We start from the raw sequence: 12,420 nt of genomic DNA, 5'->3' as shown, positions 1-12,420 counted from the left end.
GTGCCGACCAACGGTCGGCACCCACAGGCACCCACCGGCCCCACCGTCGGGCATGAAAAAACCCGCCACAAGGGCGGGTTTCTTCGCGGGGATCAGCAATCCTTGCGGATTACTTGATCTTGCCTTCCTTGTACGGGACGTGCTTGCGCACGACCGGATCGTACTTGGAGAATTCCATCTTCCCCGGGGTGTTCTTCTTGTTCTTGTCGGTCGTGTAGAAGTGACCGGTACCAGCGGTCGAAATCATACGGACCTTATCGCGCTTGCCTGCCATGATCGTCTACTCCTCAGACCTTTTCGCCGCGCGCACGCAGCTCAGCCAGAACGGAATCGATACCGTTCTTGTCGATGGTGCGCAGTGCATGCGCGGAAACACGAAGCTTCACCCAGCGGTTTTCGCTGGCAACCCAGAAGCGGCGCTCGTGCAGATTCGGCAGGAAACGACGACGGGTCTTGTTGTTGGCGTGCGAGACGTTGTTACCCGTCTGCACTCGCTTGCCGGAAACCTGGCATACGCGGGACATTGCGCACCTCGATAGTAAGTTGTGTCAGCCCGTAGCCCGGGAGACGGCGGCCTCGATGGTTGCCCACCACACGTCAAGAGAATCAAAGGGTTACGCTGGCGTTGGGCGGCCGGGGACGTGCTCCCGGGGGCGCCGCCCGGTAGAAAACCGGACACAGCGAGCCGCGCATTATGCACGGGTTCAAGCACTTGCGCAAGTTACCCACAGGCCGGGACTGAACCGGGAGGGTCGGGAGCCCACCAACCGGCATACTGGCCCGGTTCACTGCGGAGCTTTCCATGCGGCTGCTGGCCCTGACCTACGGAACCGAAGGCGATACGCGTCCGCTGGCCATGCTCTGCCATGGGCTGATTGGCGCAGGCCACGAGGTGACACTGCTGGCCGATGGCGGCACGCTGGGCAGCGCGCAGGCGCTGAATGTGCCCCATGCGTCCCTGGAAGGTGACATCCATGACGAAGTGGTCGCGCTGGTCTCGCGTGGCAACGGTGTTGCCGCCGCCAGTAGCGGACTGGCACGGATGGCGCTGCAGCATGTCACTGGCTGGATGCGGCAGGCGGACGCGGCGGCCGAGGGTTGCGACGCGATCCTGACGGGTGGGCTGGCGGCCTTTGTCGGCATGAGTGTGGGCGAACGCCGGGGTCTGCCGGTGATCGGGACCGGCATGATTCCGCTGACCCCGACGCGTGCCTTCCGCTCCCCGTTCCTGCCGCCGGGACGCTCGCCGGGCTGGTTGAACCGGGCCAGCTATGGGCTGGTCAACGGCCTGATCTGGCGCCAGTTCCGCCAGCCGATCAACGAGGCCCGCAAGCAGCTGGGGCAATCGCCACGCCGCTCGCTGTGGTCCGGCCTGCCGATGCTCTATGGCATCTCGCCGCAGCTGCTGCCGCCACCGACGGACTGGCCGGCCGACCACATCGTCTGTGGCCAATGGCGGTTTCCTGATGCGCCCTGGACGCCGCCGGCCGATCTGCAGGCCTTCCTCGACGCCGGACCGCCGCCGGTCTATCTGGGCTTCGGCAGCATGACCGGCTTTGATCGCGAACGCGTGTTGCCGGCCCTGCTGCAGGCGTTGGCACCGCGCCGTGTCCTGCTGTTTCCCGGCTGGGTGGGACTGCCTGCGATGCGCTTGCCCGATTCTGTCTTCGTCCTGGGCCCGACCCCACACGAAGCGCTGTTCCCGCGTTGCGCATTCGCCATCCACCACGGTGGCAGCGGCACCACGCATTCGGCCTGCCGCGCCGGCATTCCTTCACTGGTGATGCCGTTCGCCGCAGATCAGTTCTTCTGGGCCGATCGCCTGTATCGGTTGGGCGTAGCACCGGCACCGTTGTCACCGAAGCGACTGGATGCAGCAGCGCTGGCAGCAGCCATCACCTTCGCTGCAACCGAAGCAACACGCGCACGCGCGGCGGCCTTGGGCGTGGCGATGAGCAGTGAGGACGGGGTGGCATGTGGCGTGGCAATGATCGAGCGCTGGTTGCGGCCGATGTAACGGCGACCAGGCCTCAGCGCAGATGCGGAATCACCTGGGCCAGCAGATGGGCATCCTTCAACGCGCCATGCAGGCCCCGGTTGCCGGGAATGCGCAGGCGCTGCAGCACATCATCCAGCTTGTTGCCCTGACCCGGCCAGCGCCCGCGCGCCAGCTTCAGGCTGCAGGTGATGCGGCAATGCTGGGCCAGCGTGCCGGGGATGCCAGCCAGGCGCAGCTCGTTGTCCAGGAAACCCACGTCGAAGGTGGCGTTGTGCGCGACCATCTCGCTGCCACGCAGGAACTCCAGCAGCTCGGCGGCCTTGCTGGAGAACAGTGGCTTGCCCACCAGCATCGCGTCGCTGATGCCGTGCACGCGCTGCGCGCCCCAGTCCACCTTGCGCTGCGGCTGCAGGTAGGTGTGGAACTGGCGGCCGGTGAGCTGGCCATCGATCAGTTCGACGGCACCGATTTCGATCACCCGGTGCCCCAGGCGGTGGGAGATGCCGGTGGTTTCGGTATCCAGTGCGACGATGCGGCTCATCAGGGTGTGCGTTCTCCAGTACGTGCAGCCGGATTTTCGCACGCGACCGATGCACTCACCCCAACGCTTCCACCACCCAATCAATGAACACCCGCAGCCGCTGGCTCATGTGCCGGTTGGGCGGGAACATCACATGCATCGGCATCGGTGGCAGCTGCCAGTCCCGCAGCAGCGGCAGCAGCTCACCACGCGCCACGTGCGGTTCGGCCATGTAGCTGGGCAGCGCCACCACGCCGAGCCCCGCCAACGCAGCCGCCAGATAGGCGTTGCCGTCGTCGAAGCCCACCGTATAGCGGCCCTGCACCTCGACGCGCTCATCGCCACGCTGTGCAGTGAACACGCGGGCGCGGCCACTGCGCGGGCTGAGGAAACCGACCATGTGGTGATCGGGCCCTTCCAGCGCGCGCGGGTCGGTCGGCACGCCGAAACGCTGCACATAGCCCGGGCTGGCATGGAAGCCGATCGGCAGCGCGCCGAGCGGCCTCGCCACCAGCGCCGGGTCGGCCGGGGTGCCACCACGGATCACGCAATCGACGTTGTCGGCGATGACATCCACCTCGCGGTCACTCACGCCGATGTCCAGCTGGATCTCCGGGTAGCGCGCCTGGAAATCCGGCAGCGCCGGTACCAGCCGCAAGCGCGCGTACGGCCCGGGCACATCCACGCGCAGGCGTCCGCGCGGTTGGGTGGCCGCGTCGCCCAGCCCGCCCTCCACCTCTTCCAGCTCGGCCAGCAGGCGGGCGATGCGCGGGTAATAGGCCGCGCCATCGGCGGTGACGCTGACCCGGCGCGTGGTGCGGTTGAGCAACCGCAGCCGCAGGTGCGCCTCCAGTTGCTGCACCAGCTGGGTGGCCGTGGTGCGGCTGATCTGCAGGGTCTGCGCGGCGCGGGTGAAGCTGCCGGTTTCCACTACCCGGGCAAACGCCCGCATCGCCTCGAAACGGTCCATGGCTGGCCATGATTGTTTGGGATTGGCAATCAATCTAGGCCGATCATCGCGGTTTATCCAGACAGCGCTGGCGGGGAGGATGACGTTCTCTCCCACGGGATCTTCCCCATGTCACAGCGCGATGTCGTTTTCCCCGCCGGTCGCCAGGCCCTGTACGAGCGCAATCGCTACTCGCCGGCGATCCGATCCAACGGCTTCCTGTTCGTTTCCGGCCAGGTCGGCAGCCGCGAGGACGGCTCGCCCGAACCGGATTTCGAAGCGCAGGTGCGCCGCGCCTTCGAAAATCTCAATGCGGTACTGGCTGCCGCCGGCTGCAGCTTCGATGACGTGGTCGACGTGACCGTGTTCCTGGTCGACCCCGAGAAGAACTTCGAGAAGGCCTGGGCGATCGTGCCCGAGTACTGGGGCGAGGCGCCGCACCCGACCCTGACCGGCATCGGCGTGACCTGGCTGTACGGGTTCCAGTTCGAGATCAAGGTGATCGCGAAGCTGCCGTGATACGGGTAGTGCCGGCCGCTGGCCGGCAGCAATGTGTCGGGGGTCGAAAAGCGTGTCGACCAAGGTCGACACCCACCAGGGCAGGAGGTCGGCACCTGCCAGAGCTGGCGTGCCCGGCCCACCTGAACGGGAGGTTCCGACGAATTCCCGAGGTGGTCATTGATATTGTATCCGGCGAAAACCGCTTGCTAGCCTCCCCTCCATGCGCCGGATCACCCGCCAACTGCGTACGTACCTGATGATGCTGCTGATGGCGGCATTCGTGGTCGTGCCGGTGGCCGACGCACTGGTGTGTGCGGTGGAACCGCATGCCAGCAGCGCCCATGTCGAATCCCTCGCGGACGACGCAGGCGGTGACAGCGACAGCGACAGCAAGCACACGGGTGCCTGCACGCATAACCACTGCCACCACTCCACGCTGAGCCTGCCGGCGAACGATTTCGCCGCCTTCGGTACGCCGGTGCCGGCGCGCTGGATGAATACCGGCGACGTGGCGACCTATGCGGTCGCCCAGGATGAATTGACGCGTCCCCCCCGGGCGTGAGTTGAGCGCGTCCCGCAATCGCGGGCTCCCGTTTCACTCACAACCGGAATCCCCCTATGTCGATCCTGACACCTCGGTCGCCGCGCGCGGCCGGGCTGGTCGTCGCCGTGTTGCTGGGCCTGGCCCCGGCGGCATCGGTGATGGCGCAAGCCGCCCCCTCCTACGACACCCTGCTTGAACGCCTGGACCAGCTGCCCGGTACCCGTGTGGGTACGGCACTGGCCGAGGCCGCCGATGCGCGTGCCGACCAGGCCCGTGCGTTGCCCAATCCTTCCCTCTCCTACTCCGCCGAAAACGCCTGGGGCACCGGCTCCTATGGCGGCATGGGCAAGGCCGATACCGTGCTCACCCTGTCCCAGCCGCTGGAGGTCTGGGGCCAGCGTGGCGCGCGTGTCCGTGCCGCCCGCGCCGAGGCACAGGCCGCCAACCTGCGTGGTGCCCAAAGCCGCAGCGACGTGGCCAGCCAGCTGGCGGTGGTCTACGCACAGGCGGAAAGTGCACTGCGCCGCTACTCCCTGGCCGAAGAGGCGCTGACCCTCACCCGCGATGACGCCAATGCGGTCAACGCGATGGTCAAGCAGGGCCGCGAGCCACAGCTGCGCGCGGTGCAGGCGCAGAGCGAAGTGGCCAATGCCAGCGCTGCGCTGGATGAAGCGCAGGCCTTCCGCGATGCCGCGCTGGCCCGCCTGGCCGGTGCCGCGCTGCTGGATGCACCAGTGCAGTCGATTGACGACAGCCTGCTCGACCGGGCCCCGCCGCTGCCGCGTGGCGCCACCGACGTGGCACTGGCGGTGCGCATCGCCGAAGCCGAAGCCGATGCGGCCGGCAAGCTGGTCGACGTGGAGCGCAAGCGCGCCCTGCCCGACCTCAGTGTCACCGCCGCACAGACCCGCTTCCGCGAAGGCGGCGAGCGTGCCTACAACCTCGGGGTCAGCCTCAGCATCCCGCTGTTCGACCGCAACCGCGGGGGCATCCGCGCCGCCAATGCCGACCAGCGCGCGGCCGAGGCCCGCCTGGACCAGCAGCGCCGCGACAGCGAGGCGGCACGTCTCTCCGCCGTAGCCGGACTGAAAGCCGCCGGAAGCCGGACCCGCGCCGCCGATGAAAGCGTGGTCGCCGCCGAAGAGGCGTATCGCCTGGCCCGCGTCGGCTTCGACGCCGGACGCATCTCGCAGCTGGAACTGCGCAGCACGCGCAGCGCCCTCATCGCCGCCCGCGGCACCGCCGTGGATGCGCGCCTGTCGCGCGTCGGCGCCGAAATCGATCTTGCCCGCCTTGAGGGGCGCGCACCTTTTGTGGAGGCCAAATGACTCTCTCCCGTACTTTCCCGCTGATCGGCGGCGTGCTGCTGACCGTCCTGCTTGCCGGCTGCGCCGGCAACGCGCAGACGCCTGCCAATGAAGACCCCGCTGCGGCCAAGGCCGGCACCGACGATGGCCACGGCCATGCCGCCGACAGCAAGGAGGCCAAGGCGGAAACCGTCAAAGCCCCCGCCGACGCCGATGAAGGCGTGGTGCAGCTGACCCAGGAACAGATCAAGGCCTCCGGTATCGAAGTGGTCGCGATCGGTCGCGGTGGCGGTGGCTCGACCCGGCTGTCCGGCAGGGTCGAGCCCACCGTGGGCGCCCGTGCTTCGGTGGCCTCCACGGTGACCGGCCGCGTCGAGCGCGTGCTGGTCGCGCCGGGCACGGCGGTGAAGAAGAACCAGGCACTGGCCATCGTGGTCAGTGGCGAGGCCGCGGTGTTCCGCGCCAATGCGCTGGCCGCCTCGGCCGAAGCAGAAGCCGCGCGCCTGGCCTATGGCCGCGACAAGGCGCTGGTCGACCAGGGCGTGGTCGCCCGCCAGGAAATGGAAACCTCGCGCGCACGTTCGCTGGCGGCACAGGCCCAGGCCGCCGCCGCGCAGGCCCAAGCCGCCGCCAACGGTTCGCCGGACAGCAGCGGTCGCGTGCGCATCACCAGCCCGGTAGCCGGCATCGTCGGCAACGTGCAGGTCACCCCGGGCGGCGTGGTCGCTGCCGGCAGCGCGGTGGCCGATGTCGCCGATCCGGCGATGAACGAACTGGTGTTCACCGCGCCGCCCGCGCTGGCCGCACAGGTCACGCCCGGCATGAAGCTGGAAGTGAGCGTGCCGGGTGGCAGCTTCACCGCCACCGTTACCGGATCGGCCGCCGATGTGCGCCAGCAGGGCGGCGTCGCGGTGATCCGCGCCACGCCGGTGGACGCTTCGCTGCCGCCGGCCGGTTCGCCGGTTTCGGCGGTGGTGGTCACCGAAGGCCAGGACGGTTCGCTCAGCGTGCCCGCCGATGCGGTGCAGAACGTTGATGGCGGCAGCGCGGTGTTCGTCGCCGTCGACGGCGGCTTCAAGGCGCAGCCGGTGCTGGCCGGGCGCCGTGCCGGCGACCGCATCGAGATCCTCGGTGGACTGACCGGCAACGAGCGCATCGTCGGTGCCAACGCCTTCCTGCTCAAGGCCGAACTGGCCAAGGGCGAAGCCGAGCACGGCCACTGAGGAGGCGACCATGTTCAAGCTGATCATTGAAACAGCGGTGCGCCACCGCTGGCTGGTGGTGTTCATGGCGGCGCTGATCGCTGCCGTGGGCCTGTTCCAGCTGGGCAAGCTGCCGATCGACGCGGTGCCGGACATCACCAACCGCCAGGTGCAGATCAACACGGTGGCACCTGCACTGACCCCGGAGCAGATCGAACGGCAGGTGACCTACCCGCTGGAAACCGCGCTGGCCGGCATTCCCGGCCTGACCACCACGCGTTCGCTGTCGCGCAATGGCTTCTCGCAGGTCACCGCGATCTTCACCGATGCGACCGACATCTACTTCGCGCGCCAGCAGGTGGCCGAACGCATGCGCGAGGCATCCGAAGACCTGCCCGATGGCGCGTCGCCGATGCTGTCGCCGGTCACCACCGGCCTCGGCGAAGTGCTGATGTGGACCGTGGACTTCACCATGTTCGATCCGGCCAGGCTGGCCAAGCCCGGTGAAGCCGGCTGGCAGGCCGGTGAGGTCTACCGCACGCCGGAAGGCAACCTGCTGCGCACGCCGGAAGAACGTGCCACCTACCTGCGCACCGTGCAGGACTGGATCATCGCGCCGCAGATGCGTTCCAGCCCGGGGCTGGCCGGCGTCGATACGGTCGGCGGCTACGTCAAGGAATACGGCGTGCATCCGGACAGCGCCCGGCTGGCCGCGCACGCCCTCGGCCTGGCCGATCTGGTCACTGCCCTGCAGCGCTCCAACGTGCAGGCCGGTGCCGGTTTCGTGCAGCGTGCCGGCGAAGGCCTGGTGGTACGTGCTGACGGCCTGGCGCTGACCACCGAGGATCTGGCACAGGCCCCGGTGGCCACCCGCAATGGCGTGGTGGTGCGCGTGGCCGATGTGGCCGAAGTCGAGCTGAGCCGCGCGCCGCGCCTGGGTGCGGCCAGCCGCAACGGCCATGAAGCCGTGCTGGGTACCGCGCTGATGATCGCCGGCGGCAACAGCCGCACCGTGGCCCAGGCCGCAGCCGCGCGCCTGGAACAGGTGAACAAATCGCTGCCGGCCGACATCGTGGCGGCACCGGTGCTGGACCGCAGCGTGCTGGTCAATTCCACCATCAAGACCGTGGCCAAGAACCTCACCGAGGGCGCGCTGCTGGTGGTGGTGGTGCTGTTCCTGCTGCTGGGCAACCTGCGTGCGGCAACGATCACCGCGCTGGTGATTCCGCTGTCGTTCCTGTTCGCAGTAATCGGCATGAACCGCTTCGGCATCAGCGGCAACCTGATGAGCCTGGGTGCGCTGGACTTCGGCATCCTGGTGGACGGTGCGGTGATCGTGGTCGAGTCGACCCTGCTGATGCTGGGCCAGCGCCGCGCCGAACTGGGCCGTGCGTTGACCGCGATGGAACGCCTGCGCGTGGCCGCCGATTCGGCGATGAAGATGGCGCGCCCTGCGGCCTTCGGGCAGCTGATCATCCTGCTGGTGTTCGCGCCGATCCTTACCCTGGAAGGCGTGGAGGGCAAGACGTTCCACCCGATGGCGGCCACGTTCATGCTGGCCCTGATCGGTGCCTTCATCTTCTCCTTCACCTTCGTGCCGGCGATGGCCGCACTGCTGGTGCGCGAGCCGAAGGTGAAGGACGGCGATGCACATGCTGACGATGGCGAGCACGAAACCAAGCTGATCCGCGTGCTGCGTGCGCGCATCGAACCGGTGGTGCGCAAGGCCGTGGCGCATCCGCGCACGGTGCTGGCCGGTGCGGTGATGATGATGGTGGTGGGTATCGGTTCGTTCTCGCTGCTGGGCCGCGAGTTCATGCCGACGCTGGACGAAGGCAACGTGGCGATGCAGGCCCTGCGCGTGCCGTCGACCTCGCTGGAGCAGTCGCTGGCGATGCAGCTGGCACTGGAAAAGGCGATTGCCAAGCAGCCGGAAGTAGAAACCGTGTTCTCGCGCACCGGTACCGCCGAGGCAGCGATCGACCCGATGCCGACCAACATCTCCGACAGCGTGATCGTGCTGAAGCCACGCAAGGACTGGCCGGATCCGAAGCTGGGCAAGGACGCGCTGGTGGCACGCTTCGAAAAGCTGGCCGGGCAGCAGCTGGGCAACAGTTTCGAGTTCAGCCAGCCGATCGAACTGCGCTTCAACGAACTGATCTCCGGCGTGCGTACCGACCTGGCGGTAATGATCTTCGGCGATGACTTCAGCCAGCTGCAGAAAGTGGCCGACCAGGTGGCGTTGAAGCTGCGTGCGGTGAACGGTGCGGCCGACGTGCGGGTGGAACAGATCTCCGGCCTGCCCACGCTCAATGTGGCCATCGACCACGTGGCGGCGGCGCAGTACGGCCTGACTGCCGCGGACGTGAGTGATGCGCTGTCCACCGGCATTGGTGGCACGGCGGCCGGCAAGATCTTCGAAGGTGATCGCCGCTTCAACGTGGTGGTGCGCCTGGACGATGCCTCGCGCAACGATCCGGACCAGCTCGCCTCACTGCCGATCGCTACACCGTCGGGGCTGGTGATTCCGCTGTCGTCGGTCGCGCGCATCACGGTCAGCGAAGGGCCGAACCAGATCAGCCGCAACAACGGCAGCCGCCGCGTGGTGGTGCAGGCCAACGTGCGTGGCCGCGATCTGGGCGGCTTTGTCGGCGAGGCGCAGGCGGCGGTGGCTGATGTTGCATTGCCGCCGGGCGCCTACCTGACCTGGGGTGGCCAGTTCGAGAACCTGCAGCGCGCGGAGAAGCGGCTGGCAACGGTGGTGCCGGTGGTGTTCCTGCTGATCGGCAGCCTGCTGTTCATGGCCCTGCGCAGCGGCAAGGAAGCCATTCTGGTGTTCAGCTGCGTGCCGTTGGCGCTGGTCGGCGGCATTCTCGCGCTGCTACTGCGTGGCATGCCGTTTTCGGTGTCGGCGGCGGTTGGTTTCATCGCCGTGTCCGGCGTGGCCACCTTGAACGGCCTGGTGCTGATGCAGGCGATCCGCGAGCGCCTGGATGCCGGTGACCTGCCGCTGCAGGCGGCGATCAACGGTGCGTCGAGCCGCATCCGCGCGGTGCTGACCACGGCGCTGGTGGCGATCGTCGGCTTCATTCCGATGGCGATCGCCAGCGGTTCCGGTGCGGAAGTGCAGAAGCCGCTGGCCACGGTGGTGATCGGTGGCCTGATCACCGCCACCGTGCTGACCCTGCTGGTGCTGCCGACGTTTGCGGCACGCGTGGCCAAGCCAAGGGCGATGGGCTGAAAGACCACGGGGTCGGATCGTGCGATCCGACCCCGTTTTCCGATCCCTGGTAGTGCCGGCCGCTGGCCGGCAATGTCGAACAATTGCGGTGCATGCGGGTTGCCGGCCAGCGGCCGGCACTACCTTGGAACGGTCAGGCCTTCTTGCGTTCGGCGATGTAGGCCTGGATCTGCTGTTCCAGCACCGGCAGCGGCACCGAGCCCTGCTTGAGCAGGGTGTCGTGGAAACCCTTGATGTCGAACTTGTCGCCCAGCTCCTTCTCGGCCTGCGCACGCAGGCGCACGATGGCGATCTCGCCCAGCTTGTAGCTCAGGGCCTGGCCCGGCCAGGAAATGTAGCGGTCCACTTCGGTGGTCACTTCATGCTCGCTCAGCGCGGTGTGGTCACGCAGGTAGGCCAAGGCCTGCTCGCGGCTCCAGCCCTTGCTGTGCACACCGGTGTCGATCACCAGGCGCGCGGCGCGCCACATTTCGTAGGTCAGGCGGCCGAAGTCCTCATACGGGGTTTCGTAGATGCCCATTTCCACGCCCAGCTTCTCGCAGTACAGCGCCCAGCCTTCGCCGTAGGCGGAGATGTAGGCGTTGCGGCGGAACTCGGGCAGGTTCTTCTGCTCAGCGGCAATGGCACCCTGCAGCGCGTGGCCCGGATCGGATTCATGCAGGGTCAGCGCCGGCAGGTTGTACAGCGGGCGCGACGGCAGGTTGTAGGTGTTGAGCCAGTAGGTGCCCATGCCACCGCGGCCGGCGGTCCAGAACGGCGCGATGTCCGGCGGCACCGGCACAATGGTGAAGCGCGCGCGCGGCAGGGTCATGTACTTGCCGAGCTGACCGTCTGCCCGCTTGGAGATCCATGCGGCGCGCGACAGCAGCTCTTCCGGCGTCCTGGCATAGAACTGCGGATCGGTGCGCAGGAAGGTCAGGAATTCGGCGAAGCTGCCCTTGAACTTCACCTGCTTGATGATGTCGTTCATTTCCTTCTGGATGCGTGCGACTTCATCCAGACCGATGCGATGGATCTCGTCCGGCGACAGGTCCAGCGTGGTGTATTCGTGGATCTGCTGCTTGTAGTACGCCTTGCCGCCCGGCATCGCTTCGGCGGCCAGCGTGGTGCGCGCCTGCGGCACGTATTCGTTGACGAAGAAGGTGCGCAGCTGCTGGAACGCCGGCACGACCTTGCTACTGATTGCTTCGCGCGCCTGCGCCTGCAGCCTGGCCTGCTCTGCGGCCGGAATGCTGTTGGGCAGCTTCTTGAACGGCGCGTACAGCGGCGACTCGGTGGGATCCATCAGCTCGGCGACGGTGGCGATGGACACTTCGCGGCCATCGAGCACCGCGCGCGGCACGCTGAAACCTCGCTTCAGGCCGGCGCGCATGTTTTCGGTCTGCTGGCCGAAGTAACGCGGTACATCGTTCAGGCGTGCGATGTAGTTCTGGTAGTCCTGCACGGTCTTCATCTCGCGCCGGGCCATGAAGGACAGGTTGGACCAGAACGAGGAGTCGGCGTTGAACGGCATCTCGTAGCCACGCAGGCGCACTTCTTCGGCCAGGTTGAACACCTGATCGCGGTAGATCGCGTAGTTGATCTGGTTGTCGGGCGAGAGCGTCTTCGGGTCGATCTTCTTCAGTGCAGCCAGGGTCTCGTCCCACACCTTCAGGCGCGCCTGCTGCGCGGCCGGGCCGACATCGGGCATGCGGGTGGCGTTGGCTGGCGCGTCCTCGTCCTCGCTGGCCTCGCCGCCGCCCTCCTGGCGCCACTTCCATTCCTTCTCGTACAGCGCGCGGAAGGCGGCATCGGCGGGCGATTCGGTGGCCACGCTGGCCGGTGCGGCGGCGGCGGGCGGTGCGGCCAGGGCTACGGCAGGGGCGGACAGGGCGATCAGCAGGGCAACGGCAAGACGGGTTTTCACGAGCACAGGTTCCCGGGAAGGCAGACCCCGATGATGGCACCGCCCACGGCCCGTGGCATGGGACGAAGGTCCTGCCTGCGCAGCAGGCCGGGGCCCCGGTAGCGGCCAACCTTGGTTGGCCCCCCAAACCCAGCGCCGACCAAGGTCGGCATCTACCGTAGCGTGGCAGACCGGGGCTCCGGTAGCGGCCAACCTTGGTTGGCCCCCAAACCCAGCGCCGACCAAGGTCAGCAGCTACCGGATGAGGCCCC

11 protein-coding genes are annotated in these 12,420 nt (G+C 67.6%); 6 read left to right on the top strand and 5 right to left on the bottom strand.

The annotated features are described in order from the left end of the window. Nucleotides 1-109: 109 nt before the first annotated feature. Nucleotides 110-277 (bottom strand): 50S ribosomal protein L33, encoded by a 168-nt coding sequence (gene rpmG, locus ACMZ91_RS09825; RefSeq protein WP_170272460.1) that lies wholly within the window; start codon nucleotides 275-277, stop codon nucleotides 110-112. A 10-nt stretch (nucleotides 278-287) separates the two neighbouring features. Further along, complete coding sequence (gene rpmB, locus ACMZ91_RS09820; protein WP_005411638.1) at nucleotides 288-524, bottom strand: 50S ribosomal protein L28; 237 nt, start codon at nucleotides 522-524, stop codon at nucleotides 288-290. Between the two features lie 278 nt (nucleotides 525-802). On the opposite strand from rpmB, the gene ACMZ91_RS09815 reads away from it, so the two are divergent. Next, a complete protein-coding gene (locus ACMZ91_RS09815; RefSeq protein ID WP_049462270.1) occupies nucleotides 803-2,017 on the top strand; it encodes a glycosyltransferase in 1,215 nt (404 codons plus the stop codon). A gap of 13 nt (nucleotides 2,018-2,030) precedes the next feature. On the opposite strand, the gene dnaQ is transcribed toward ACMZ91_RS09815, so the two are convergent. Beyond that, nucleotides 2,031-2,540, bottom strand: coding sequence for a DNA polymerase III subunit epsilon (gene dnaQ, locus ACMZ91_RS09810; RefSeq protein WP_032130518.1), 510 nt, complete (start codon nucleotides 2,538-2,540; stop codon nucleotides 2,031-2,033). Between the two features lie 55 nt (nucleotides 2,541-2,595). Beyond that, nucleotides 2,596-3,489: a LysR family transcriptional regulator gene (locus tag ACMZ91_RS09805; protein ID WP_197655624.1), complete on the bottom strand. Its 894-nt coding sequence runs from the start codon at nucleotides 3,487-3,489 to the stop codon at nucleotides 2,596-2,598. Between the two features lie 108 nt (nucleotides 3,490-3,597). Here ACMZ91_RS09805 and ACMZ91_RS09800 point away from each other — a divergent pair, with 108 nt between their 5' ends. The 5 genes from ACMZ91_RS09800 (at nucleotide 3,598) to ACMZ91_RS09780 (ending at nucleotide 10,263) form a co-directional block, all read left to right on the top strand. Next, nucleotides 3,598-3,987 carry a RidA family protein gene (locus ACMZ91_RS09800; RefSeq protein WP_012512496.1) on the top strand — a complete coding sequence of 130 codons (390 nt, stop codon included), beginning with the start codon at nucleotides 3,598-3,600 and terminating at the stop codon, nucleotides 3,985-3,987. A 202-nt stretch (nucleotides 3,988-4,189) separates the two neighbouring features. Continuing rightward, nucleotides 4,190-4,531 (top strand): hypothetical protein, encoded by a 342-nt coding sequence (locus ACMZ91_RS09795; protein ID WP_049462267.1) that lies wholly within the window; start codon nucleotides 4,190-4,192, stop codon nucleotides 4,529-4,531. Between the two features lie 56 nt (nucleotides 4,532-4,587). Then, nucleotides 4,588-5,841, top strand: coding sequence for a TolC family protein (locus ACMZ91_RS09790; protein ID WP_049462266.1), 1,254 nt, complete (start codon nucleotides 4,588-4,590; stop codon nucleotides 5,839-5,841). Further along, nucleotides 5,838-7,043, top strand: a complete 1,206-nt coding sequence (locus tag ACMZ91_RS09785; RefSeq protein WP_049462265.1) for an efflux RND transporter periplasmic adaptor subunit — start codon at nucleotides 5,838-5,840, stop codon at nucleotides 7,041-7,043. Before ACMZ91_RS09790 ends, ACMZ91_RS09785 begins: the two co-directional genes overlap by 4 nt. A 10-nt stretch (nucleotides 7,044-7,053) precedes the next feature. Next, entirely contained in the window at nucleotides 7,054-10,263 is a 3,210-nt protein-coding gene (locus ACMZ91_RS09780; protein WP_049462264.1) for an efflux RND transporter permease subunit, read from the top strand. 133 nt (nucleotides 10,264-10,396) lie between these two features. Here ACMZ91_RS09780 and ACMZ91_RS09775 read toward each other — a convergent pair whose 3' ends face one another. Next, complete coding sequence (locus ACMZ91_RS09775) at nucleotides 10,397-12,169, bottom strand: DUF885 domain-containing protein (RefSeq protein WP_049462263.1); 1,773 nt, start codon at nucleotides 12,167-12,169, stop codon at nucleotides 10,397-10,399. Nucleotides 12,170-12,420 lie beyond the last annotated feature (251 nt).

The sequence above is a fragment of the Stenotrophomonas sp. FR024 genome (assembly GCF_047500745.2).
Taxonomy (GTDB): domain Bacteria; phylum Pseudomonadota; class Gammaproteobacteria; order Xanthomonadales; family Xanthomonadaceae; genus Stenotrophomonas; species Stenotrophomonas maltophilia_A.
Note: the sequence above shows the minus strand (reverse complement) of the source record. Positions and strands in the feature narration are given on the sequence as shown.

Excerpts from the sequence above, each read along its gene's own strand:
- rpmB (WP_005411638.1), bottom strand. The coding sequence starts at position 524 with ATGTCCCGCGTATGCCAGGTTTCCGGCAAGCGAGTGCAGACGGGTAAC.
- ACMZ91_RS09815 (WP_049462270.1), top strand. The coding sequence starts at position 803 with ATGCGGCTGCTGGCCCTGACCTACGGAACCGAAGGCGATACGCGTCCG.
- dnaQ (WP_032130518.1), bottom strand. The coding sequence starts at position 2,540 with ATGAGCCGCATCGTCGCACTGGATACCGAAACCACCGGCATCTCCCAC.
- ACMZ91_RS09805 (WP_197655624.1), bottom strand. The coding sequence starts at position 3,489 with ATGGACCGTTTCGAGGCGATGCGGGCGTTTGCCCGGGTAGTGGAAACC.
- ACMZ91_RS09800 (WP_012512496.1), top strand. The coding sequence starts at position 3,598 with ATGTCACAGCGCGATGTCGTTTTCCCCGCCGGTCGCCAGGCCCTGTAC.
- ACMZ91_RS09795 (WP_049462267.1), top strand. The coding sequence starts at position 4,190 with ATGCGCCGGATCACCCGCCAACTGCGTACGTACCTGATGATGCTGCTG.
- ACMZ91_RS09790 (WP_049462266.1), top strand. The coding sequence starts at position 4,588 with ATGTCGATCCTGACACCTCGGTCGCCGCGCGCGGCCGGGCTGGTCGTC.
- ACMZ91_RS09785 (WP_049462265.1), top strand. The coding sequence starts at position 5,838 with ATGACTCTCTCCCGTACTTTCCCGCTGATCGGCGGCGTGCTGCTGACC.
- ACMZ91_RS09780 (WP_049462264.1), top strand. The coding sequence starts at position 7,054 with ATGTTCAAGCTGATCATTGAAACAGCGGTGCGCCACCGCTGGCTGGTG.